Genomic DNA, 22,008 nt, shown 5'->3' with positions numbered 1-22,008 from the left:
AGAAATATCTAAAAATGCTAAACTTATCGTATTCTATACAAGAGGTGATCGTATGAAGCGAATGAAATTAGGGACAAGTGATTTAATGGTACCTCACATAGCATTGGGGTGTATGAGCATGAACAAGCTCTCCATGGAAGATGCAGCGGCTGTCATACATAATGCATTGGAGCAGGGAATTGATTTCTTCGACCATGCGGATATATATGGAAGCGGAGAATCCGAATCGATATTTGCAGAGGCGATTGAAATGAAACCATCCATCCGTGAGAAAATTACCATTCAATCCAAAACGGGGATTATTCGTGATGGTTATTATGATTTTTCCAAAGATCATATCTTAAAATCTGCTGATGAGAGTCTGAAGCGCTTAAAGACAGATTATCTGGATGTCTTTCTGCTTCACCGGCCCGATGCATTGATGGAACCGGAAGAGGTGGCAGAGGCTTTTACGACTTTAAAAGAGAGCGGAAAAGTACGTCATTTCGGTGTCAGCAATCATAATCCGATGCAAATCGATTTACTGAGCAAGTACCTCAATCAGGATCTAATCGTCAATCAGCTGCAACTGAGTGTTACGAATTCAGGAATCATAAACGAGGGTCTCTATGTGAATACGCCATTTGAAAATGCGATAGACCGCAGTGGGAGTATTCTGGATTATAGCCGGCTTCATGATATGACGATTCAGGCATGGTCGCCGTTTCGATTTGGTTTCTTTGAAGGATTATTCATCGACCATGAAGATTACAGCGAATTAAACCAGAAGCTTCAGGAAATTGGCGACAAATACGGTGTCGATAAATCAGCAGTAGCTGTAGCCTGGATTCTTCGCCACCCTGCAAAAATCCAAACAATCGTAGGAACAATGACACCAAAAAGGCTTACGAATATCGCAAAAGCCTCAGATGTAGAGTTGACAAGAAAAGAGTGGTACGATATCTGGCAATCGGCAGGAAATAAACTGCTGTAAACGGAAATCGCCTATTGCGGAATGGCTGTATTTCCTTTCAAGATAAATGGAAAGTTTCTGGATGAGATTGAGCATTTAGCGGAGAGATTTTTGGGTGATGTAGGTGCTGCAGGTGCGGGAGCGGGGATATTGCTCAAAGGATGGCGAGTGCCCAGCTGCTGGATACATCATCCTCATTTCGATGTGCGCTGAATCAAATGCAGCACACACGGTGTCAGAATCCAGTCTCAGATCTGGCGCAGGTCACAAATTCAAACGACCGCTGCAAGCAATCCAATAAGATATCAGCAAAAAATGCATTTATATCAGTAATTATTGCGATTTTATCAGTGATTTTCAGCATATATCAGTAATGTTAACGATATATCAGTATTTTACCTTATTATGGAAACCGAACTATAACCATGTAACCAGCCGAACTTAAAGGATTGGCGAAACGTTGAAGGCACCTGCTGCAGTAATAAATCCAGCCTTGATGAAAAGCTGACAGTTCTGCCGGGAAAGAAGTTAAAAAATGCTAAACATTAACATCACATTTAGAGAGGTGAAGGATGGAAATTAGAATTGATAACTTAACCGGAGCCGAAATAATTCGTTTGCTGGAGGAGCATCTCCAAGGGATGGCCTTGCATTCACCGCCGGAAAGTATGCATGCTTTAGATCTTCAGGCATTACGAAACCCGGAGATTACCTTTTGGAGTGTATGGGAAGCAGAAAGTCTCGCGGGTTGCGGTGCACTCAAAGAACTTAATGGGCAGCATGGGGAAATAAAGTCAATGCGGACTTCTTCACAGCATCTAAGAAAAGGGGTTGCCAAGCAGCTGCTTAACCATATCATTAAGGAAGCTGAAAGACGCGGATATAGCAGGCTTAGTTTGGAAACGGGTTCAATGGATGCTTTTGAACCGGCAAGAAGATTATACAGAAGCTTCGGATTTAGATATTGTTCGCCATTTGCTGACTATATCGAGGACATACATAGCGTATTTATGACAAAGGAATTGAGAGGTGTTTCAAATAATGAACGATCAGCAGGATGTGATAGGGAAAAGCCGTAACATGGTATTGTTTATTGCCGTAAGTTTAGATGGGTACATCGCAGCGGAAGACGATTCATTAGAATGGTTATTTGAAGTTGATGGAGAAGGGGATAATGGCTATTCTGATTTTTATGAAACAGTGGACACCATTATACTTGGGAAGAGAACCTATGATTGGATCATGAACCATCAAGCAGGAGAATTTCCATATAAGGATAAAGAATGTTTCGTTTTTACCCGTTCTTCTCTTGATGAAACCGAAGACGTTAAGTTTGTTCACGAAGACATTGTTGAATTTACGGACAACCTGAAAAAAAAGAAAGGGAAAAGCATTTGGCTGGTCGGGGGATCGGATCTGCTGCAGTCATTTCTAAAAGAAAACTTGATAGATGAATTTATTATAACTGTAGCCCCTACCTTGATTGGAAAGGGAATTCCGTTATTTAAAGAAGGATTTGAGCAGTTGGAACTGACTTTAAGAAATACGAGGAGATTCAATCAATTTGTAGAATTACATTATTCAAGGAAAGAAAAACCATGAATTTAGGCTCCCCAATTGCAATAGGGAATACAGCAAAAATCTATCTTCATAATGAAATGATCATTAAAGTGTTTCGTGATGATCTCCCCCTTACAGAAGCTCAATATGAAGCAGATAAACAAAAAATTGCTTATTCTTACGGACTCCAGGTACCAAAAGTATTAGATGTCACATTGATAGCTGGCAGACAGGCAATCATTATGGAATATGTCCCAGGGAAAACAATCGGAGATATTTTGTCACAAAACAAGGATCAGACTGCTTATTATATGAACCTTTCCATTGATGTACAGCAAAAGATTCATCAGATTATTCCTGATTCGCTTGAACCGATGAGAGAAAAGATCAGAAGGCAAATCGAATCTGTGAATTGCCTGGATGCAAGACATAAAACCTGCTTAATTCAAAAAATGGAGTCTATTACCTTCGAAACGAAGCTATGTCATGGCGACTTTCATCTTTTTAATTTACTTCTGTCAAATGAAAAAGTGACCATTATCGATTGGGTAGATTCCAGTGCTGGAGATATACGGGCAGACGTATATCGGACATATCTTCTGTATTCTCAGTTCTCAAAGGCGTTAGCTGATTTGTATGTCCATGTTTATTGCGAGAAAAGTGGGATAGCCAAGGATGATATTTTCCAATGGGCTCCTATTATCTCAGGTGCAAGATTGTCTGAAACCGTATCATCGGAGAATACGAAGCGGCTGTTGGGAATTATAAATCATTATTGCTCGTTATAAGATTCTTATAAATTTTTAGGTTGGCATATTTCAACAAGGGTATGCCAAATTATGGACAGTTTCAGGTTGCTTTTTGAGAAGCTTTATCTATATTTAATCCTGTTTCATAGTAAAAGATGCTCTGGCATTCTATATGTGAATAGAAGTTTTTGACAAAAAAGAATAAATAACGTAAATTTTGATTGATTGACAACAATGGATGATTTACTGACAGGAGGAGTACCGTGATGAAAAAGATAAATTACATATCTATTATTTTAGCTGCTATATGGGTTCTGCAGGCATGTGGTGCTGAATCAAATAGTGGAAACGAAGAAAGTGCAACAGACGGAAGATGGGAAGAAATCAAAGAATCAGGAGAAATTGTAGTAGGGACTTCGGGAACGTTATTTCCGGCATCGTATTATGAGGATGACACTCTAACCGGTTATGATGTTGAACTCATGAGAGAAGCTGCAGCGCGCATGGACCTGGATATCACGTTTGAAACGATGGGGATTGACAGCATGCTTCCGGCGATTCAGAGCGGAAGAATAGATATTGCAGCCAATGAAATTGAAGCAACAGATAAAAGGAAAGAAGAATTCAATTTCAGTGATCCCTATAAATATTCCTATACATCCATGGTTGTTCGTAAGGATGATAATTCTGGAATCCATTCATTGGAAGATTTAGCAGGGAAAAAGGCTGGCGGCGGGGCCACAACCATATATAGCCAAATCGCTGAACATTACGGTGCGGAAGTGATTACTTATGGGAACGCTCCAAATGAAGCTTATTTGCGCGATGTTCATAATGGCAGGACAGATGTTGTAATCAATGATTATTATCTGCAAAAATTTGGTATTGCTGAATTTCCGGAGCTGGACATCCATTTACATCCAGATTTGAAATTCAGACCAACTGAGCAGTCGATTGCGCTGCCAAAGGATGCGGATCGACTGACAGAAGAAATCAATCATGTTCTTCAGGAAATGCGTGATGACGGAACCCTGTCAGAATTGGCAATCCAATTTTTTGAAGAGGATGCTTCCCAGAAACCGGATGTAGAAATGAAAGAAATAGAAGGATTGGATTTTTAATATGAATTTCTGATGAGTGCTTTTCTGAAATAGAAAGGCACTTTTTTTAGTAAGACAAGGAACACATATCTCAAGGGCATTGTATGCAAATGTTGATTGCGAAATGTATAGAACCCTTGCCTGGAGTATCCAGCTTCCCATTGTCAAAAAAATCTTTATATGATTCTAAATAAGTCTTATTAAGCTTATGTTTTTGTTTATTTCATTGGCAACACACTCTATAATAAAAGATATTCAATCACCTTGGTTAGAATAGAATGAAAGGGCGTGACAGCATGAAGTCCTATTGGCTATGGCTATTGCTGAATAGCATTGTTTGGCTATTTGCTTTAACCTTTTTTGAGCATAGCATTCTTGCAATGGCAGGGATTCTATCAGGTGCTGCACTATTTGCCGGAATTTTTTTTATAATACCTATATTCACTGGCAGCCCCAAGATTGTACGCATCCTTTTAATCCTGAATGCAATGATTTCTATCATTATCTTCTTTCCATATATAAACTCAGGTTTCAATCCATACCTTATTCTGATATTGACGATGCTGGTAGGTGAAGGGTTTTACCGGTTATCTTTAAAAGAGGGTCTGATTTTAGCGATAATCATTTTTGCTGGGCTGCTGGCGGCACTCTTGAACACCGGTCTTGCTTTATACATACAAACTTTTGTCATCCTGTACTTCATCATTCTCTTGATTGCAATGATTTTTTATAAGAAAAACAAGGGGCATACTGACGACCTGGAAGTGAGATATGATACGCTGCTTCGTGAATATCGTGATTTAAAAAGAAGACTAGCTTCAGAAGAAGAAATAACGAGGCAGGAAGAACGCATGCTAATTGCGCATGAAATCCATGATTCTGTCGGTCATAAGCTTACAGCATTGCTGCTGCAGCTGGAGGCTTATCGGATACAGGCCGCAGTGCAGGACAAGATTCAGGTTCAGTCATTGAAAGAACTTGCCGAAGCAAGCCTGGAAGAGACGAGAAGTGCTGTGAAATCGCTGAAATCAAAGGAAACCGGTGGATTGCCAGGCATATTGCGTTTAATTCGTAAATTGGAATCAGAAAGTTATATGCGAATCCATTTTTCGGTAAAGCACGGGGCTTTTACAGCACCATTAACGGGTGAACAATCATTTATCATCTACCGTTCCGTGCAGGAGGCACTAACGAATATCATGAAGCATAGTCATGCAAGGGAAGCGGAGATAGAGTTTGACGCCCCTGGCAGAAGTATTTTCCGTTTTGAGGTTAATAATCCTATTTCAGATCATCGAACCTATCAAGAGGGATTTGGGCTAACATCGATGCGGAATCGGTTAGAGAAATTTGGCGGGAATCTCGAGGTGTATAAAACAGCGGAGCAGTTCACTGTCAGAGGCTTTTTAAAAATAGGTTACGGAGGATTGGAATGATACGAATATTATTGGCTGAAGATCAGATAATGGTGCGTCAAGGCTTGAAACTGATGATAGAATCGGACCCGGAAATGAAAGTAACTGGTGAGTCAGACAATGGGAAGGAAGCAATCTCACTCTGCGAAAAGCAGATGTTTGACATTGTCATCCTTGACATAAGGATGCCTGTCATGGATGGAATAGAAACGGCTAAGGTCATTTCAGCGCGATGGCCGGACACAAAAATATTAATATTAACAACGTTTGCTGATAATGAATATGTGCTGGAAGCGTTAAAAATAGGTGTCAGCGGATATATCCTGAAAACGGGAGATACCGAATCATTGCTTCGCTCCATTCGCAGTGCCTTTACTGGCGGATTGGCGATTGAAGACCATGTAGCGGCGAATGTCATGCCACTTCTGATGAAACGCGGAGAGACGAAGCAAGCTGACCCATCATTAACCCCGCGTGAGAGAGCGATTCTAACCTGCATCGGGGAAGGACTCAGCAATGGTGAAATTGCGGATCGGCTTGCAATATCGATCGGAACTGTCAAAAATAACACGAGCCAGATCTTGACTAAACTGGAACTGAGGGATCGGACGCAGCTTGCCATCTATGCAATCCGGCATGATTTAGTGTAACTTAAAGAACGGCCATTTCTAGAAGATCTTTTCATGTTTACGAAAATACTCTGAAGAAAAAATGATAAAAGTAATGGATTTCTCGAAACATCATGACTGGAGACAGTGTTGACGGTGTTTCTTTTTTTATATAGTAACTATTAAAAGTTCATCAATTATAAAGGAGTGCGAATAAATGCTTGAAACGATAAAACTGAGCAAAACGTATAAGGAGCAAACTGCCGTTGATGAAATCGATATTTACCTCGACGAAGGTGAATCTGTCGGTTTGCTCGGGCCAAATGGGGCAGGTAAATCTACAACCATTTCTATGATATCTTCTTTATTGAAACCTACTTCCGGAGATGTACGACTAAATGGCGAAAGCACAATCAAAAATCCAGCTCGTATCAGAGATGTGTTAGGAATGGTGCCGCAGGAAATAGCTCTTTACGAGGAATTATCTGCATATGAAAATCTGAAATTCTTTGGGGAAATCTATAAAGTCGGAAAGGACCTTCTGGAAAGCAGAATCCAGGAAGTCCTAGAGTTGGTGGGACTGAAGGATCGGCAAAAAGAGTTAGTTAAAACATTCTCAGGTGGTATGAAAAGAAGAGTCAACATCGCCGCAGCCTTATTGCATCAACCGAAAATACTTATTCTGGATGAGCCGACTGTCGGGATCGACCCGCAATCCAGAAATCATATACTGGAAACGGTCGGTAAATTAAATGAGGTACACGGAACGACAATTCTCTACACGAGTCACTATATGGAAGAGGTAGAACAGTTATGTAACCGTGTTTATATCATGGATCATGGCAAAGTCGTCGCTTCCGGCACGAAATCGGAATTATTAAGTATCTTATCCAGTGAGGACACGATACAGGTGCAGCTTAGCAATTCGAGTGAAGAACTGCTTCAAACAATCAGATCAATGGGGCATGTCCGTCAGGTGGAAGAGACAAGTGACGGCATCCGGATCATTTCCAAAAAGGGAAGCAATCTATTGAGTGACTTAGTACATGCTGCAGAAAAAGAAGGCATTCAGATTACACATTTCCAAATGGAAATACCAAGTCTGGAAGATGTATTCCTGCATCTGACCGGCAAAACACTGCGGGATTAGAAGGAGGTAATGGTATTGGGTTCATTTTTCAAAAAGGACATTCTTGTATTTTGGCGGGATCGAAAAGAAATACTGATGTCATTGTTACTTCCGATCGTTATTATCTTTATATTAAATCTTGCCTTCTCTGGTATTTTCGATGATGATGGAGAGCCCGTGAAAATAGATATAGCAATTGTTCAGGAAGATGATCCATCTGCTGGGATGGAGCAATTTGAAAATACGGTCGGACAAACGGATAGGCCACCAGCTGAACAAGCGGTCATACTGGAAGAAGCCGAATCTCTAGCGCCGGTCAGCATGATTCAAAATTTATTCAATGCTCCGGACGTTAAGGAATGGATAACTACGCAGGAATTAAGTGAAAAGGAAGCAAAGGAAAAAGTAAAAAATGGCGAAATAGATTCCTATGTTAAGATTCCGAAAGGGTTTACCTATGATGTCCTTTCACGTGTAATGCTTGGAACGGAAACAGAAAAGACTATAACGATACAGGCAGAAGAGCATTCGAGAGAAGTTGGTGCACTGCAGGATATCGTGCATAATTTCATCCAATCCCTTAATATGCAGTTTGCTCTCAGCGGTAATACTGGTCAGGGATCGGGAGTCACAGAACCAAAATGGCCACAAGGGGGCAGGGAAGTTGTAGAAGGTGTCGAGACTTATACCATTTCGCAATATTTCACAATTGCAATCAGTACCTTGTTTGCCTTGTTTATATCACAAACAGTAGCTATCAAGACAGCCACAGAGAAGCGGGAGCGGGTGTTCAATCGGATTATCCTAACCGGTAGCAGGCCCATGGATTACTTAATGGGAAAAACACTTGCAACATTTTGTCTAACCTGGTCACAAATGATGATTACCTTTACATTCATACAATTGGCTCTTGACGTGTTTCCGGATAGATCATTAGAGTTTTGGATTGGATTAATTATCATAATCAGTGCGTTTGCTTTAACAGTCAGCGGCTTAGGTGCATTGTTTACCTCCATTTCGTTAAGCATACAGGATACAAATGCTGCAAGTGGTGTTTTAACAATGATTATTATGCTATTGGGAGCGCTTGGCGGAAACTTTTTTCCAATGGAGGGTCTTCCAGTATTTATGCAAAGGATCGGAGAGTGGACCCCCAATGGGCTAACCCAGACGGCATTGATTGAATGGATTCAGTTTAGCAGCTTTCGGGATCTGATAGAACCGCTCATGTTAATGCTTCTATTTTTTATCATCTGTCTGGTGATTGGAATATCCAGTTTTCCTAGAAGGGGGAGAATCTAATGTTCCCGGTATTTAAGGCACAATGGACGAAAGATAAGAGAAAGCCGTGGATAATCATTTTATTTATCTTCCTCAGTATTTTAGCTACCGTGATATTTGGTGACGCAGGACAGGAACCAAAGACTTCCGTCGCCATATTTGGCACAGGGCCGAACGCAGATGATATCGAGGATAAATGGTCAGTTCTATTAAATGAAAGTAAGACAACTGATTTTGTCATCACAGAAGAAATGGAAGCTCGCGAAGCGGTTAGAGAAGGAAAAAGGGATATAGCAATTCAATTGATGGAAAACGATTATAGTCTGATTACATCTTCTGATATGCCAAACATCCAGCTTATTGAGCAGCAAGTGCATCAGGTATTTACAGAAGAAGCGCAACTTGCAGCCATAGCAGGTAACGGGAATACGACAAGATTAAGAAGTGAAGTAGGGGAATACCTGGAAAATCCACCCCTTAAAGTACAGACACTATCTGTAAATGGTGACGAGATTCCAACCTATAATATGGGGATGCAGCTTCTATTTGGCTTTACCTTGTTTATCGCAATGTTTACGATTGGGTTTAAAGTTAACGGAATCACTGCGGATAAGGTGAGCGGCATCTGGAACCGTTTAATTCTCTCACCTGTAAGCAAGACCGGCATGTATGCCGGCCACCTCTTTTATAGTTTCTGTATCGGTTTTTTCCAAATGGTTGTAGTTTTCCTTATTTTTCAATATATCATGGATTATGATCTAGGTAACCTGCAAATAATCCTGACAATAGCAGCCGTTTATACACTAGGTACGGTGAGCCTTGCGATGCTGGTAACCGGGTTTACCAAGACACCAGAGCAATTCTATATGATTTATCCTTCGATTGTTCCGATAATTCCGGTCATAAGCGGTATCTATATGCCACCTGGGACGATCACGAATCCGGTCCTCACATTTATAGGAGACCTATTTCCGCTCAGTCATGCAGTTACCGCTATGATGAATGTAGCTCTCTACGATGCAGGCTGGAATGGTATTCTGCTGTCACTTGCCATCATGCTCTTAATCGGGGTCATCGGTATGGGTGTTGGAGTCAACCTAGTAGAACGAAGGAAGTAAAAATACGGATTAGGATCAGTATGGGTGCGATTTCTGAGAGGAAACCGCACCCACATCATATGGAATTCTACTAGGGCGTATTATTATTAATTATCTGTTTTTTGGGTTAAAATGGACGTGAAATCAATTCATTCCCCTGGAAAGCTGGTGTAGCAATGACAGATAGAAGCGTTATATTTTTTGATATAGATGGAACATTACTTACAGAGGATAAAGAATTGCCATCCTCGACAAAAGAAGCTATTTTTAATTTAAAAAAAGCTGGTCATGAAGTGGCAATTGCGACGGGTCGTGCCCCATTTATGTTTGCAGATCTTCGTAAAGAATTGGATATACATACATATGTAAGCTATAACGGTCAGTATGTAGTACTGAACGGTGAGGTTATCTATACGAACGCATTAAATCTTTCTTCTCTAGGAAGATTGACAGAAGCAGCACTTGAAAATGATCATCCTGTTGTTTATATGGATCACGAGGATATGAAAGCGAATGTCCCGGAACATAGCTATATTACAGAAAGTATCAATTCATTGAAGGTTGGTCATTTTCCGACCCATAATCCGGATTATTATAAGGACCGGGCTATGTATCAGACACTGCTATTCTGTCCGGAAGGGGAAGAAAAGCAATATGAGCGTGAATTCAAGGACTTTGATTTTGTAAGATGGCATCCTGTCTCTGTTGATGTTCTGCCGGCTGGCGGCTCAAAGGCAATAGGAATTGAGAAAATCGTCAAGAAACTAGGTTTCCCCAAAGAAAGGCAATATGCGTTTGGCGATGGGCTTAACGATCGTGAAATGCTTACGACTATTTATCATAGTGTAGCGATGGGGAATGCCAGTGACGAGATAAAATCGGTGGCAAAACATGTCACCAAATCGGTAGAGCAAGACGGTATCTATCATGGTCTGAAAATGATCGGTCTATTGTAAAAGTTTAAACCGAAGAATCGATGGCAAAGAAAAAAAGAAAGAATCCAACCTGAAGTTATTGATATGCGGTGCTTTACGACTGGCGGAAAGGGCAGTATTATAGATCTAAAAAAAGGTCGAGCGCGGTATGGAATACCGACTCGGCCTTTTCATGATGCGGAAATATTCATCCTGAAGCCTGAAACTTAAAGCTTGAAGCTCAAAGCGTTATTCTGCCGGCCACATACGCGCTCTAATGCGTATCTGTATCTTCTTCTTCCAATTCCTTCATTTGCTGATGGGTTTGCGGGAAGCCATTAGCGACCCATTCCGCTCTATGCGCATGATCCAGTTGTGTCAATCCTTTTTCGCCATCGTCTTTATCGGCGTCCACGCTTTCCATTTTGTCGATTTTGTCGCTGTTCATCATATCTGTATCTTCATAAGTTTTAACTTCATTTTGTTTTTCCCGATAGGCTGATACAGCAAGAGCTGCCCCGCCTACAGAAATGATTGATCCAAGAATCAGATTTGTAGTTGATTTATTCACAGTATCCCTCCATTTTGATTTATAGTCTTACTTTGTAATACCCTCTTCGGCAATTTTTTAAAAGTATTTTTAAAATAGTGATTCTAAATGTATTATGTACACAGCTCTGAAGTTCATGTAAACTTAATATACAGAATAGTAGTAATAATATTAAGCAGGCTCTTTTTTCGGTTTTCGGTATATTACTTACGTTCCTATAACGACCAATCCGGAAGAAGCAAAAAAAGATTGGGAAGCAGAGTATTACCTGGAAAGCAAAAAGGCAGGATAAATTTCGATGAAGATGCCTGACAGGAGGAAAAAATGACCGTACCAAAACATATTGTTTCTGCAGCAGCAATTGTTATAAACGATGAAAATGAAATATTGCTTATAAAGGGACCGAGGAGAGGTTGGGAAATGCCTGTTGGGCAGGTGGAAGAAGGAGAGTCTTTGACGGAGGCGGCAATTAGAGAAACGAAAGAAGAATCCGGAATAGATATTGAAATCATCCGCTTCTGTGGCGTTTTTCAGAATGTAACCAGTTCGATCTGCAATACATTATTTTTAGGGAAACCTGTTGGAGGAGAAGAAAGAACGAGCCCGGAGAGTCTGGAAGTAGGGTATTTTCCAATTGAAGAGGCGTTGGAGATGGTGACGTTGAAGAATTTCAGGCAACGGATTGAATATTGCCTAAACCGGGAATCACAGCCCTTTCTAGTTGAATTTAAGGCATAGCTGCAGCAAGGTGCAGCCGCCTTTTTAAAATAATTGCTCCATGCCGGTTATATCTCTTTGACTACAGTGCCTGCAAAGCGATCATGGGGAAGAACGGCTCCACCTTGTTCCTCAAATTTTTTGCGGTTTTTTAGATAGTCCAGGGAGCTGAGGGTATCCCGGTAAGCCATTCGTTTCACGATTTGTCCGGGACTTGGCTTTAAGCCCTGTGCATTTTCCAGGGTAAGTCCCATTTTTTTATAGCCCGCAGTCTGGCCGCATTTCAGAAGCTGGGCATATTCCAGAGACCACATTATGACGGTCGGTGTTACGAGTGCATGAACTGCTTCGTTTTTAACCTTTTTCCTTAGGAAATACTCGAAACCGGCAGTCAGAGCGGTAGAAATTGCAAGGTCGATCAAGTATGCTTTTGTACGCTTTTTTGTAATGGACTCCACACATATTCCTCCTTATAATTTGCCTTGATAATAATGTTACGGATTGCAGTATGATAAAGTTTCAAAAAAGATAGAAAATTAAACCGCTCAGCTTTTCCGTGACTACATCAATGGCATCATGAAGGCAGGAAAAACCCTCTAATGGAGTATTTTGAAGTGAAACATTATTCATCTAAAGAGGCAATAACGTTTGTAGACCAAAGGCGGATTATTGAAATTGTTAAGCAAAACAGTTACGATACGATTAGATAGATAATGATAGGGAGTGATGAAATGTATCGAACAGTGGAAGATTTTTTGTCAGATTGGAAACGTTATTCGGATGGTACCATTCAGGTATTGGAATCGCTGACAGATGAAAAATTAGACCAAGCTATTGTCAAAGGACATAGCACACTCGGCTGGCTAGGCTGGCATATCGCAACGAGTACGGTATTTTTTGCGGATTTGGTAGGTTTGAAGGTGGCGTCTCCAGAAAGTAATGAGGTTCCGGAAAAAGCGGCCGATATTGTACAGGCCTATAGAAATATTTCGGATAGTCTTGTCGATGAGGTTAAGAGAAATCTAACGGATGAAGCAATGCTTGAGGAAGTGGACAGTTTTGGCACATTAACGCCACGAGGAGCCTTGTTAAGAGATGTAATTAATCATCAAATACATCATCGAGGGCAGATGACGGTGCTATTACGACAGGCTGGCCTTCACGTCCCGGGAGTAATGGGACCAACACAGGAACAAGGTGGCTACTAATCACTCGTAAATTTTAGAGGGTCGTGGATTAAATATATAGACTTTGATAAGCTCCATTCCATGAATGGAGCTTATTTTAGCTTTCCGGAAATACAAGAAATCCTGACAGGACAGCTAAGAATGAAAGCATTTTTAAATGCTGCGTTTTCGGGTATAAAAACGATAGAATGTTTACAGGAAGTTCGACAAATTGACGTATGGACTGCAAAAGCCTACTATTGAATTGATAAGATGTTCTGAAGGATTTATACGATTCTTTTTAGCTGAAATTGAAAGGAGATATAGATGATGATTGATTTTTTTCTATCTCTTGATCCGGTCATACAGGCTGGAATTGCAACGATGTTCACATGGGGAATGACGGCACTCGGGGCAGCCGTGGTTTTTGCAACAAAAGAGTTTAATCAAAAGCTGATGGACAGTATGCTTGGATTTGCGGGTGGTGTTATGATTGCTGCAAGCTTTTGGTCACTTCTTTCACCTGCACTGGAGATGGCAGAAGCTGGTCCGACGCCAGCATGGGTTCCGGCTGCAGTGGGTTTTGCACTGGGTGGTATTTTCCTGTGGGGTATTGATAAAGTAATCCCGCACCTTCATCCGACTTCACCTGTAGAGGATGCGGAAGGAATACGGCACGATAAGAAGAAACGGAGTACGCTCCTGGTTTTTGCAATCACTTTACATAACATACCGGAGGGGCTTGCTGTAGGGGTGGCTTTTGGAGCGCTGGCAGCTGATTCTACAACTGCCTCCATTACTGGAGCGGTTATTCTGGCAATCGGGATGGGGATTCAAAACGTTCCGGAAGGGCTTGCTGTTGCAATGCCGCTCAGGCGCGATGGTATGACCAGAAGAAGGAGTTTCATGTATGGCCAGTTCTCTGGTATGATCGAACTTTTTGCAGGGGTCATTGGTGCATTGGCTGTAGCCTATATCGATCCAATCCTGCCATATGCCTTAAGCTTTGCGGCAGGGGCAATGATTTTTGTTGTGACAGAAGAAGTTATACCTGGATCACAGGAGGAAGGCAATAAAGACTTGGCCTCCATGAGTCTGATGATTGGGTTTACGGTAATGATGATTCTGGATGTGGCGCTTGGCTGACGGAAGAAAGGATAAAATCGATTAGGTTATTTACGCGTATCCAGCTTTATTGGATGCGCTTTTTTTATGCAGTAAAAGTTGTAAAGGATTTTTGCCGGCTATGATTTTTTTTCGTGCAGCAGAATAATGCTATTATTGCTGTACTTTTAATCCTTCGTCATATTTTCTAACACAATTGTTTACTTTGCAATTCATCCTGCTTAAACTGGTTACAAGAATGAGACAGAACTGAAGTAGCGAGGAAAAGATATAGTATTGTCATAATTGGATTTTAACGACTTAAATTAGCGGAATTTTTAAATAAAAAGGAGGCAATTTATGACAAACATTTCGAATCGGATTTCCCAGATTCCTTTTTCAAGTATTCGCGAAATATTTGAGGAAGCTACCGCAATGGAAATGAATGGTGATGCTATTACACATATGGAGATAGGACGTCCTGACTTTGATACACCGGACCATATAAAGGAAGCGGCGATAAAAGCATTGAAAGATGGCCATGTCCATTATACGCCCAACAGAGGAATTCAGGAGCTGACTGAAGCTATTGCCGACAAGCTGAAAAAAGAGAACCATGTAACCATAAATCCTGAAGATGGAGTTGTCGTTTCTGTAGGGTGCAAAGAAGCGATCACCAATACAATCTTTGCTTTTATCAATCCGGGAGATGAAGTACTTGTCCCAGATCCATCCTGGCTGGAATACCAATATATTGTCCGGCTGGCAGGAGGCATCCCCATTCCAATGACGCTCAAAGAAGAAGAGGGATTTCTTCTGAATATAGATGATATCAGAAATAAATTATCGCCAAAAACAAAAATGATGATCATCAATTCCCCGCATAACCCAACCGGTTCCGTGCTGCCTGAGGAAAATTTACGGGAAATAGCTCAAGTTGCAATGGACCATGATCTATTGGTTTTATCCGATGAGATATATGAAAAGTTGATTTATGATGATGCAAGGCATGTCAGTATCGCATCACTTCCTGGGATGTTTGAAAGAACGATTATCATTAATGGTTTTTCAAAGGCATACGCGATGGATGGCTGGAGGCTGGGATATGCAGCAGGTCCGCGTTCATTGATTCAATCTATATTAAAAATGCACCAGTATAATACGTCAAGTGCAACCTCATTCGCTCAATATGGTGCAGTTGAAGCATATAATGGCACACAGGAACCGGTTGGAGAGATGGTTAGAGCATTTGATCTGCGCCGTAAACTATTGATTGATCGGCTATCGGCAATGCCAAATGTAAGCTGTGTCGTGCCGAAGGGTGCATTCTACGTGTTTCCGTCTTTTAGAGGAATCAATATGACCTCGAAGGATTTAGCGAAAAAGATATTAAGAGAGGCGCATATCGCCTGTGTGCCCGGGTCGGCCTTTGGGAATGCTGGTGAGGGATACATAAGAATGGCATATTCCTCTGGATACGAACAGATTGAACAGGCAATGGACCGGCTGGAGAAGGTAATGAAGGACATATTTTCGAAGGCAGTATGATTGAATCACTTCAGAAAATAGCCTGTTTATGAAAGAATGAATGATAAGAAGGATAAATCGTAAAGGGAATGTACCAGAGCAGGTATGTTTTCTTTATTTTTGTTTGGAGGGAAGACGATAGGAAGACCTCGCTAAGCTAGTCTCGCATACTAGTTCCATTCATCATTACAGAACAGAACCAAACCAAACACTTGTCCGGAGCGTAGAAATGCACTGCTTTACTGCTAAACTAAAAAAATAAGAAAATTGTCGATTTCATGCTACTATTTGTCCCTTTAAATAGTCTAATAGATACTGGCATATTTTTACAGGAGGAGTGTATATGAATTTAAGCAAGAACGATATGTACTATTTGGATGCATCGCAATTGAGATATGGCATCGATTTTGACGTGATTACAGAGACTCCTTTTACAGAAGGTATAGTGGAGCGGCTTTATGGTGTTGATAACCATGTCATTAACGATAAATGGATAAAAAAGCTCGGTCTCGGTGTAGTAAAAAATAATTACACGAATGATTCTTATATTTACGATATAACGAGTGAAAACATTCTTAATGAAACGGTCAAAATCGGTATCTATTACCAGCTGACTCATCCTGAATTCGATGATAAAGAATTGGATTGTTGGGTATTTGGCAGCAAAGAGGGGGTTGATTATGTAATCGGCCTGCTTGGAAACGAAGCTGCTGCTTGCGTGCTAAGTCAGTTAAAGGAAATATTCAAAGCGAAAAAAGGAAAGGTGCTTGCATTCAAGCAGTGTTAGTAACTTAATAATTTTCGACAAAAATCGGGAAGTGACAGGCACCTCCCGATTTATATTTGATTGGCGATTGCTTCGGTTAGTCCGGCTGCAGTTTTGGGCAGGACGGATCTTAGGGCAGGCTTTAGTGCCGGTGCAAGTACGCCACCCGGTTTAATCTCAAGATAGCCAGTTATTAAGGTGCTGGAGTCAGTTACCTTTTCTGCTTCGAAATAACCGGATCCGCTAAATTTCTCATTGATTCCCTTCAAGTCAAACGTAACTTTGGTTGGCTCTCTCCATTCTGTGATATTCACCTTCATATACAGTTTTCTCCGTATTACGCCGATATCACTGACAAATTTCCAAGTGGACTGCTTCTCATTAATGATTTCATGTTCAATATATCCTGGAACCAATGGTGCCCAGTTATTGATATCGCTGACAAAATCCCAGACCGCATCAATAGGCCGATCCACTTGAACAGTATGCTTTCCGTTGGGCATTTGATAATCCTCCCATCAATCTATCTATATGATTCATCATCCTATAGTCATATTACCTTAACAAAGCTTGTTGAAACCAGTAAGAACCGTACCAGGCATTTTCCTGACAAATGGCTTTGCGGCATAGAATATTAGCTAGCCGGGGAGTGTGATAATTATTATTTCTTTTTCATTTTATTAGCAATTATCGTAATGACAAACGAAAGGCCAAAGGATGCGGCCATTGCGATTACAAAACCGAAAGAATTATTTGTTAGAAACGGAGCAGTGAAAGTTGGGACATAGGCTGTGCCTCGAACATCGAAAAGACCAACGAGAGCTCCTCCTGCACCAGCAGAAAAGATGGCGCCGGCAAATACCAGTTTATTGGAAAACATGAATGGATAGGCAGCTTCAACAAATGTGCCGAATCCCATATTGATCAAAAATCCTGGCGTTGCCGCTGCAGCTTCACCCTTATCCTTTGTTGAAATAATGGTTGCCAGGTTGATGCCGGCAGAAACCAGCACTAATCCGACCATATCAATTGCACCCAGAAAGCTTGCACCTGTACGTTCCATTTCCAATAACACGATTGGTAGAATTGCTGCATGATAGACACCACCTAAGATTGCCGGCCATATGAGCAGTCCCCCAATAAGACCAGCGATAATTGGGTTAAACGCAATTGCGATTTCAATTGTGTCCTTGATTCCATCCCCTATCCATAATGCTATCGGTGCAAAAAGGTAGAATACGAGTAAACCCGAGATTAATCCAGCAAGTCCGCCAGCAGCAATGTTTACAGTTGTCACAGGGAATCTCCATTTTATACATTTTGTAAAGAAGAAGTGTACGAGGATACCTGCCACAATACCACCAATGATTCCCCCGATAATTCCGCCATCAACAGCTAATACACCAGCGACAACACCTGCCACAATCGAAACCTCATCTAAATTGGAAACCTGTTTTGCCGCGATAACTGAAACAATGACAGGGAGCGCTTGAATCATCAAGTCAAAGACGTCCTGTAATCCAGAGAAAGCCGGAATCTTACTCAGCGCAAGAACAATTGCCATTGCAATAAAACCAGGAAGTGCAGAAATCATAATTCCCCGGATATTAATATTTCTCCAGATGTTTTCTGTTGGCTGGGAATTGTCTTCCATATGTGACCCTATCACAGCCTTATAGTTAACGTGCCAATAGTTCGCAAGAGAACCGATAAAGGAAATAGCTCTTGTACGATTGGTTGTTCCGGTTGTACCAGACTTAGCAACGATGTATGCGCCTTTAGAACTGATCTTGGACATGGAAGTTCCGCCTGTACCGACAATGGGAATCCGCTTCTCGACAGCAGCGGCAACCGACTGCTTATTCACATCATCAGGATCGGCACTCATCACGACTAAGCCATCAATCTGACCTTCCAGTATCATGGTCCCGATTTCCTGATCCTTAATTTTGGCAATTTCATTTATTGTTTTCAAGGGGCCTGATTCGCTCTGAACAACTTGTCCATTAGGATTACTGGTGAAGAGTGAAGCTTGTGCTGTGTCATTTAAAGCATCCATCGAGGCATCAGCTGCGATAAATTGCATAGCGGTAATCTGAAATCCAGCAGCATCACTTTGGAGCTTAATTTCCTGTAGAAGCTTATGAGGGCTCTTCCCTCCCAAACTATATAAATTGCCACCGCTGCTACCGATGATTGCAATGTTTTTCATAGTCATCTCTCCAATTTTCTTTATCTTTTAATAGTTTACTACAATAAAGCGATAAAGTCATAAAGTATTTTAAATTCTTTTGGATATTCTGCCAGATTCCCGGCAATGATTAACCGGAACGCAATCAACGAACTTGACTGAATATTGAACTGGCAGCCGTTTTGATATTTGCCACCCCCAAATCGAGCTTCTATACGATTGTAGTTATGAAAGGGAGGTGAGATACATGGCAGTAGCCGACATGACAAAAACAACATTGCAATTAGTACTTGATGATGGAATCGATTCAACCACAGGATCCCCCATTTTTAAGTACAAAAGCTTCAACAACGTAAAAACAGAAGCGACAGCAGACCAACTCTATGCAATAGCAACAGCTGTGGCAGCACTTCAGGAGAGTCCGCTATACGAAATTAATCGTAAGGACACTTCAGATATTCGTGAAGCATAGCGCATGGTAAAAGGATGAATCGAACAATTAAATCGAATTAGAAAGGAGCATGCAGAATGAAGAAGCTTGAACTGAAATTCACGAATCAGGAAGGGAAAATTGTCACCTACTCATTGGACAATCCAGTGGAGCCTGTCAATGTTGCAGATGTCCACGCAGCAATGGATGAGATTCTAACCCATAATGCCTTCTCATCAACAGGCGGAGATCTCGTTGCAAAAAAGAGTGCGCGTCTAGTTGAACGTAATGTTGAAGATATTGACTTGGCATAAGAAGCGCATTCTAATAATCTAGTAAAAAAACATGACCAGTGACTTCGCTTGCTGGTCATGTTCTCTAGTATAGAATGGAGGTTAAAATTGATGGAAAACTGGATATCATTCATAACAGAAGTGGGGTTTCCAATTGTTGTAACATTTTATTTGTTACATCGGATTGAAGGCAAACTGAATGCCCTGATTGAATCCATCCATGCCCTGCCCGGGAAGATGAAATGAAGCATGAAGAAACTTTGGCAATTGCCGAGGTTTCTTTTTCGGGAACTTAAACTCCATAGCAATCTACTAAATTTGATGCGTATGAATTAAAATTCTGCCGTCAGTTTCTTTTCCCCGATATGTTTCAAGACATGATCCCTGCCAAGATAGATATGCTCATGCATTGCCGCTTTCGCCCGGTCAGATTCACGATCCTTGATTGCCTGCAGAATCGTTTTATGTGCTTCAATTGATTGTATAAGCTGTTTTTCGCTGTACCAGTAAAAGGCACGGAAAATGAGCGGTACAACGACCACCCTTTCGATATGGTTCATTACATGTTCATTATGTGCTGCTGCGAATACCTTGCTGTGAAATGATTGATTTTTTTGCTGGATAGATTCGATATCCCCAAGGGTTGGGTTGTTAAGCAGTCGGATTGCCTGCTCATAATCATGGTTACCCTGTTCCATCTGAAAGATTTCTTCCTCATTTCGCTGAATGGCGGCTTCGCCGGTTGCATAGCTTTCCAGCAATGCCCGCAGGTTATAGATTTGACGAATATCGGTTTCTGTAAATTCTCGTACAATCACACCTCTTTTTCTGAAAGGTATAATCAGACCTTCTGATTCCAATTGTTTGATGGCTTCCCTAATCGGTGTACGGCTGACATGCAGCTGCTCAGCAAGCTCCTCTTCCGTTAATCGCTTTCCCTGTTGATATTTTCCGGTAATGATTGCATCTTTAATAATCTGATAGGCAGTCAAAGTAACACCTCCACCTTTCATTATATTGTATACAGTATTGAAAAAGAAAGAAAAGAGCATAGGCATGACTCATTGTATGATTGCAGTCTTGTCAAGTGATACATATGATTCATTTATAAATATTAAAAATGTTCCAAAAGTAATATTGACCGATTGTATACAGTATGATATTTTTATAGGCAATAATAGGATGAATTTCCAAACTTATCATTCTATTTCAGCTTGGATGGAGGTGCAGGATGAGCACAGAAGAAAGATTACCATTGGAAGGAATCAGGGTTCTTGAACTAGGTACCTTGCTTGCCGGTCCGTTTGCGGGAAGATTATTTGGTGACTTTGGTGCAGAAGTTATTAAAATTGAAGCCCCTGACAAGGGAGATCCATTAAGACAATGGGGGCAGGAGAAGGACGGTATTGGTCTCTGGTGGCCAATCCAATCACGCAACAAGAAATCAATCACACTGAACCTCAGGGAAGAAGAAGGGCAGGAAACATTTAAGGATCTGGTGAAGGAAGCGGACATCATTATCGAGAATTTTCGCCCGGGTACAATGGAAAAATGGAACCTGTCGTATGAGACCTTATCGGAAATAAATCCGGGAATTATCATGACGAGGACATCGGGTTATGGACAGACAGGTCCGTATAAGGGCAGGGCAGGATTTGGCAGTGTCGGTGAGGCAATGGGAGGAATCAGACATGTGACAGGTTTTCCGGACCGGCCGCCTTCGAGAATTGGGATATCGATAGGCGACTCGCTCGCAGCGCTCTTTTCCATGATTGGTACGCTCACAGCACTTAACGAAAGGCATCATTCTGGTAAAGGGCAGGTAGTGGATACGGCAATCTATGAATCTGTTTTTTCTGTTATGGAAAGCATGATCCCGGATTATTTGCTTGCGGATTATGTCCGGGAGAGGATGGGGAATATCTTGCCGAATGTAGCACCGTCCAATATATATAAGACAAAGGATGGGACATTTGTTGTTATCGGTGCAAATGCAGACGGGGTGTTCAAACGACTGTGCGAGGCGATGGAACAGCCCAAGCTATATGATGATCCCCGGTTTCATACACATCTGGCAAGAGGGAAGAACATCCATGAAATTGATGATCTGATAGAAAAATGGACAATGCAGCATGATTCAGGTTATGTGCTGAATATATTGGCAGAAAAAGGGGTCCCATCCGGATTGATTTATTCTGTGAAAGATATTATAGATGACCCGCACTACAAAGAAAGGGAAATGGTTATCAAAAGAGATCACCCAACGCTTGGTGAATTTCCGATGCCGGGTATTGTGCCGAAACTAAGCAGAACTCCAGGAGAAGTCAAGTACGTTGGTGCAGAGTTTATGGGACAGCATAATAAAGAAGTGTATGGCGGGCTTCTTCAGTATGATGATGAAAAGCTTCAGCGGCTTAAGGAGAGACAAATCATCTGATGCAATAAATGTAAGCGTTTTA

25 protein-coding genes are annotated in these 22,008 nt (G+C 41.3%); 20 read left to right on the top strand and 5 right to left on the bottom strand.

The genetic code is table 11. The annotated features are described in order from the left end of the window. Window positions 1-52 precede the first annotated feature (52 nt). The 11 genes from OMHG_RS13345 to OMHG_RS13295 all read left to right on the top strand — a co-directional run bounded on the left by OMHG_RS13345 (window position 53) and on the right by OMHG_RS13295 (window position 10,847). The gene (locus tag OMHG_RS13345) at window positions 53-973 is read left to right on the top strand and encodes an aldo/keto reductase (RefSeq protein WP_010651385.1); all 921 of its coding nucleotides are present in this window, start codon (window positions 53-55) and stop codon (window positions 971-973) included. A gap of 551 nt (window positions 974-1,524) precedes the next feature. Further along, window positions 1,525-2,031 carry a GNAT family N-acetyltransferase gene (locus tag OMHG_RS13340; protein ID WP_010651383.1) on the top strand — a complete coding sequence of 169 codons (507 nt, stop codon included), beginning with the start codon at window positions 1,525-1,527 and terminating at the stop codon, window positions 2,029-2,031. Beyond that, window positions 1,994-2,554 carry a dihydrofolate reductase family protein gene (locus OMHG_RS13335; RefSeq protein ID WP_010651382.1) on the top strand — a complete coding sequence of 187 codons (561 nt, stop codon included), beginning with the start codon at window positions 1,994-1,996 and terminating at the stop codon, window positions 2,552-2,554. The genes OMHG_RS13340 and OMHG_RS13335 overlap by 38 nt, the downstream gene beginning before the upstream one ends. Next, window positions 2,551-3,300 carry an aminoglycoside phosphotransferase family protein gene (locus OMHG_RS13330; protein ID WP_010651381.1) on the top strand — a complete coding sequence of 250 codons (750 nt, stop codon included), beginning with the start codon at window positions 2,551-2,553 and terminating at the stop codon, window positions 3,298-3,300. Before OMHG_RS13335 ends, OMHG_RS13330 begins: the two co-directional genes overlap by 4 nt. Window positions 3,301-3,527: 227 nt before the next feature. Continuing rightward, the gene (locus OMHG_RS13325; RefSeq protein WP_010651380.1) at window positions 3,528-4,382 is read left to right on the top strand and encodes a transporter substrate-binding domain-containing protein; all 855 of its coding nucleotides are present in this window, start codon (window positions 3,528-3,530) and stop codon (window positions 4,380-4,382) included. Window positions 4,383-4,639: 257 nt separating this feature from the next. Then, a complete protein-coding gene (locus tag OMHG_RS13320; protein ID WP_237566192.1) occupies window positions 4,640-5,797 on the top strand; it encodes a sensor histidine kinase in 1,158 nt (385 codons plus the stop codon). Next, on the top strand, window positions 5,794-6,426 hold the full coding sequence (locus OMHG_RS13315; protein ID WP_010651378.1) for a response regulator: 633 nt from the start codon (window positions 5,794-5,796) through the stop codon (window positions 6,424-6,426). Before OMHG_RS13320 ends, OMHG_RS13315 begins: the two co-directional genes overlap by 4 nt. A 175-nt stretch (window positions 6,427-6,601) precedes the next feature. Continuing rightward, entirely contained in the window at window positions 6,602-7,534 is a 933-nt protein-coding gene (locus OMHG_RS13310; RefSeq protein ID WP_010651377.1) for a daunorubicin resistance protein DrrA family ABC transporter ATP-binding protein, read from the top strand. Window positions 7,535-7,549: 15 nt separating this feature from the next. Then, the gene (locus OMHG_RS13305) at window positions 7,550-8,815 is read left to right on the top strand and encodes an ABC transporter permease (RefSeq protein ID WP_010651376.1); all 1,266 of its coding nucleotides are present in this window, start codon (window positions 7,550-7,552) and stop codon (window positions 8,813-8,815) included. Beyond that, window positions 8,815-9,912 (top strand): ABC transporter permease, encoded by a 1,098-nt coding sequence (locus tag OMHG_RS13300; RefSeq protein ID WP_010651375.1) that lies wholly within the window; start codon window positions 8,815-8,817, stop codon window positions 9,910-9,912. Before OMHG_RS13305 ends, OMHG_RS13300 begins: the two co-directional genes overlap by 1 nt. A 155-nt stretch (window positions 9,913-10,067) precedes the next feature. Further along, window positions 10,068-10,847 (top strand): Cof-type HAD-IIB family hydrolase, encoded by a 780-nt coding sequence (locus OMHG_RS13295; protein ID WP_010651374.1) that lies wholly within the window; start codon window positions 10,068-10,070, stop codon window positions 10,845-10,847. Between the two features lie 232 nt (window positions 10,848-11,079). Here OMHG_RS13295 and OMHG_RS13290 read toward each other — a convergent pair whose 3' ends face one another. Next, a complete protein-coding gene (locus OMHG_RS13290; RefSeq protein WP_010651373.1) occupies window positions 11,080-11,376 on the bottom strand; it encodes a hypothetical protein in 297 nt (98 codons plus the stop codon). Between the two features lie 303 nt (window positions 11,377-11,679). Here OMHG_RS13290 and OMHG_RS13285 point away from each other — a divergent pair, with 303 nt between their 5' ends. Continuing rightward, window positions 11,680-12,093 carry an NUDIX hydrolase gene (locus OMHG_RS13285; RefSeq protein WP_010651372.1) on the top strand — a complete coding sequence of 138 codons (414 nt, stop codon included), beginning with the start codon at window positions 11,680-11,682 and terminating at the stop codon, window positions 12,091-12,093. A gap of 47 nt (window positions 12,094-12,140) precedes the next feature. Here the strand turns inward: OMHG_RS13285 and OMHG_RS13280 are convergent, their stop codons facing one another. Then, on the bottom strand, window positions 12,141-12,530 hold the full coding sequence (locus OMHG_RS13280; protein ID WP_010651371.1) for an RDD family protein: 390 nt from the start codon (window positions 12,528-12,530) through the stop codon (window positions 12,141-12,143). Window positions 12,531-12,803: 273 nt separating this feature from the next. Here OMHG_RS13280 and OMHG_RS13275 point away from each other — a divergent pair, with 273 nt between their 5' ends. The 4 genes from OMHG_RS13275 to OMHG_RS13260 all read left to right on the top strand — a co-directional run bounded on the left by OMHG_RS13275 (window position 12,804) and on the right by OMHG_RS13260 (window position 16,656). Beyond that, entirely contained in the window at window positions 12,804-13,280 is a 477-nt protein-coding gene (locus OMHG_RS13275; protein ID WP_010651370.1) for a DinB family protein, read from the top strand. 288 nt (window positions 13,281-13,568) lie between these two features. Continuing rightward, complete coding sequence (locus OMHG_RS13270) at window positions 13,569-14,384, top strand: ZIP family metal transporter (protein ID WP_010651369.1); 816 nt, start codon at window positions 13,569-13,571, stop codon at window positions 14,382-14,384. A gap of 318 nt (window positions 14,385-14,702) precedes the next feature. Then, window positions 14,703-15,890 (top strand): pyridoxal phosphate-dependent aminotransferase, encoded by a 1,188-nt coding sequence (locus tag OMHG_RS13265; protein ID WP_010651368.1) that lies wholly within the window; start codon window positions 14,703-14,705, stop codon window positions 15,888-15,890. 322 nt (window positions 15,891-16,212) lie between these two features. Continuing rightward, entirely contained in the window at window positions 16,213-16,656 is a 444-nt protein-coding gene (locus OMHG_RS13260) for a hypothetical protein (RefSeq protein WP_010651367.1), read from the top strand. 50 nt (window positions 16,657-16,706) lie between these two features. Here the strand turns inward: OMHG_RS13260 and OMHG_RS13255 are convergent, their stop codons facing one another. Beyond that, window positions 16,707-17,138 carry an SRPBCC family protein gene (locus tag OMHG_RS13255; RefSeq protein ID WP_010651366.1) on the bottom strand — a complete coding sequence of 144 codons (432 nt, stop codon included), beginning with the start codon at window positions 17,136-17,138 and terminating at the stop codon, window positions 16,707-16,709. Window positions 17,139-17,296: 158 nt separating this feature from the next. After that, window positions 17,297-18,847: a PTS sugar transporter gene (locus OMHG_RS13250; RefSeq protein ID WP_010651365.1), complete on the bottom strand. Its 1,551-nt coding sequence runs from the start codon at window positions 18,845-18,847 to the stop codon at window positions 17,297-17,299. 226 nt (window positions 18,848-19,073) lie between these two features. Between OMHG_RS13250 and OMHG_RS13245 the strand changes: the two genes are divergently transcribed. The 3 genes from OMHG_RS13245 to OMHG_RS18000 all read left to right on the top strand — a co-directional run bounded on the left by OMHG_RS13245 (window position 19,074) and on the right by OMHG_RS18000 (window position 19,795). Continuing rightward, window positions 19,074-19,298, top strand: a complete 225-nt coding sequence (locus OMHG_RS13245; RefSeq protein WP_010651364.1) for a DUF1659 domain-containing protein — start codon at window positions 19,074-19,076, stop codon at window positions 19,296-19,298. Between the two features lie 56 nt (window positions 19,299-19,354). Next, the gene (locus OMHG_RS13240; RefSeq protein WP_010651363.1) at window positions 19,355-19,570 is read left to right on the top strand and encodes a DUF2922 domain-containing protein; all 216 of its coding nucleotides are present in this window, start codon (window positions 19,355-19,357) and stop codon (window positions 19,568-19,570) included. A 90-nt stretch (window positions 19,571-19,660) separates the two neighbouring features. Then, window positions 19,661-19,795: a YvrJ family protein gene (locus tag OMHG_RS18000; RefSeq protein WP_010651362.1), complete on the top strand. Its 135-nt coding sequence runs from the start codon at window positions 19,661-19,663 to the stop codon at window positions 19,793-19,795. Between the two features lie 86 nt (window positions 19,796-19,881). On the opposite strand, the gene OMHG_RS13235 is transcribed toward OMHG_RS18000, so the two are convergent. After that, window positions 19,882-20,541, bottom strand: coding sequence for a GntR family transcriptional regulator (locus OMHG_RS13235; protein ID WP_010651361.1), 660 nt, complete (start codon window positions 20,539-20,541; stop codon window positions 19,882-19,884). A gap of 239 nt (window positions 20,542-20,780) precedes the next feature. On the opposite strand from OMHG_RS13235, the gene OMHG_RS13230 reads away from it, so the two are divergent. Beyond that, complete coding sequence (locus OMHG_RS13230; protein WP_010651360.1) at window positions 20,781-21,986, top strand: CaiB/BaiF CoA transferase family protein; 1,206 nt, start codon at window positions 20,781-20,783, stop codon at window positions 21,984-21,986. The last annotated feature ends 22 nt before the right edge of the window (window positions 21,987-22,008 follow it).

The organism is Oceanobacillus massiliensis str. N'diop (assembly GCF_000285495.1).
In the GTDB taxonomy this organism is placed as follows: domain Bacteria; phylum Bacillota; class Bacilli; order Bacillales; family Amphibacillaceae; genus Oceanobacillus; species Oceanobacillus massiliensis.
The sequence above is the reverse complement of the archived record's forward strand: the minus strand, read 5'-3'. Positions and strand labels throughout refer to the sequence as shown.

What these genes read in the sequence shown, in the direction of transcription:
- OMHG_RS18000 (WP_010651362.1), top strand. Translation starts at nt 19,661, where the DNA reads ATGGAAAACTGGATATCATTCATAACAGAAGTGGGGTTTCCAATTGTT.
- OMHG_RS13300 (WP_010651375.1), top strand. Translation starts at nt 8,815, where the DNA reads ATGTTCCCGGTATTTAAGGCACAATGGACGAAAGATAAGAGAAAGCCG.
- OMHG_RS13265 (WP_010651368.1), top strand. Translation starts at nt 14,703, where the DNA reads ATGACAAACATTTCGAATCGGATTTCCCAGATTCCTTTTTCAAGTATT.
- OMHG_RS13245 (WP_010651364.1), top strand. Translation starts at nt 19,074, where the DNA reads ATGGCAGTAGCCGACATGACAAAAACAACATTGCAATTAGTACTTGAT.
- OMHG_RS13310 (WP_010651377.1), top strand. Translation starts at nt 6,602, where the DNA reads ATGCTTGAAACGATAAAACTGAGCAAAACGTATAAGGAGCAAACTGCC.
- OMHG_RS13270 (WP_010651369.1), top strand. Translation starts at nt 13,569, where the DNA reads ATGATTGATTTTTTTCTATCTCTTGATCCGGTCATACAGGCTGGAATT.
- OMHG_RS13285 (WP_010651372.1), top strand. Translation starts at nt 11,680, where the DNA reads ATGACCGTACCAAAACATATTGTTTCTGCAGCAGCAATTGTTATAAAC.
- OMHG_RS13275 (WP_010651370.1), top strand. Translation starts at nt 12,804, where the DNA reads ATGTATCGAACAGTGGAAGATTTTTTGTCAGATTGGAAACGTTATTCG.
- OMHG_RS13345 (WP_010651385.1), top strand. Translation starts at nt 53, where the DNA reads ATGAAGCGAATGAAATTAGGGACAAGTGATTTAATGGTACCTCACATA.
- OMHG_RS13320 (WP_237566192.1), top strand. Translation starts at nt 4,640, where the DNA reads ATGAAAGGGCGTGACAGCATGAAGTCCTATTGGCTATGGCTATTGCTG.
- OMHG_RS13335 (WP_010651382.1), top strand. Translation starts at nt 1,994, where the DNA reads ATGAACGATCAGCAGGATGTGATAGGGAAAAGCCGTAACATGGTATTG.
- OMHG_RS13250 (WP_010651365.1), bottom strand. Translation starts at nt 18,847, where the DNA reads ATGAAAAACATTGCAATCATCGGTAGCAGCGGTGGCAATTTATATAGT.
- OMHG_RS13325 (WP_010651380.1), top strand. Translation starts at nt 3,528, where the DNA reads ATGAAAAAGATAAATTACATATCTATTATTTTAGCTGCTATATGGGTT.
- OMHG_RS13340 (WP_010651383.1), top strand. Translation starts at nt 1,525, where the DNA reads ATGGAAATTAGAATTGATAACTTAACCGGAGCCGAAATAATTCGTTTG.
- OMHG_RS13260 (WP_010651367.1), top strand. Translation starts at nt 16,213, where the DNA reads ATGAATTTAAGCAAGAACGATATGTACTATTTGGATGCATCGCAATTG.
- OMHG_RS13240 (WP_010651363.1), top strand. Translation starts at nt 19,355, where the DNA reads ATGAAGAAGCTTGAACTGAAATTCACGAATCAGGAAGGGAAAATTGTC.
- OMHG_RS13330 (WP_010651381.1), top strand. Translation starts at nt 2,551, where the DNA reads ATGAATTTAGGCTCCCCAATTGCAATAGGGAATACAGCAAAAATCTAT.
- OMHG_RS13230 (WP_010651360.1), top strand. Translation starts at nt 20,781, where the DNA reads ATGAGCACAGAAGAAAGATTACCATTGGAAGGAATCAGGGTTCTTGAA.
- OMHG_RS13295 (WP_010651374.1), top strand. Translation starts at nt 10,068, where the DNA reads ATGACAGATAGAAGCGTTATATTTTTTGATATAGATGGAACATTACTT.
- OMHG_RS13315 (WP_010651378.1), top strand. Translation starts at nt 5,794, where the DNA reads ATGATACGAATATTATTGGCTGAAGATCAGATAATGGTGCGTCAAGGC.
- OMHG_RS13255 (WP_010651366.1), bottom strand. Translation starts at nt 17,138, where the DNA reads ATGCCCAACGGAAAGCATACTGTTCAAGTGGATCGGCCTATTGATGCG.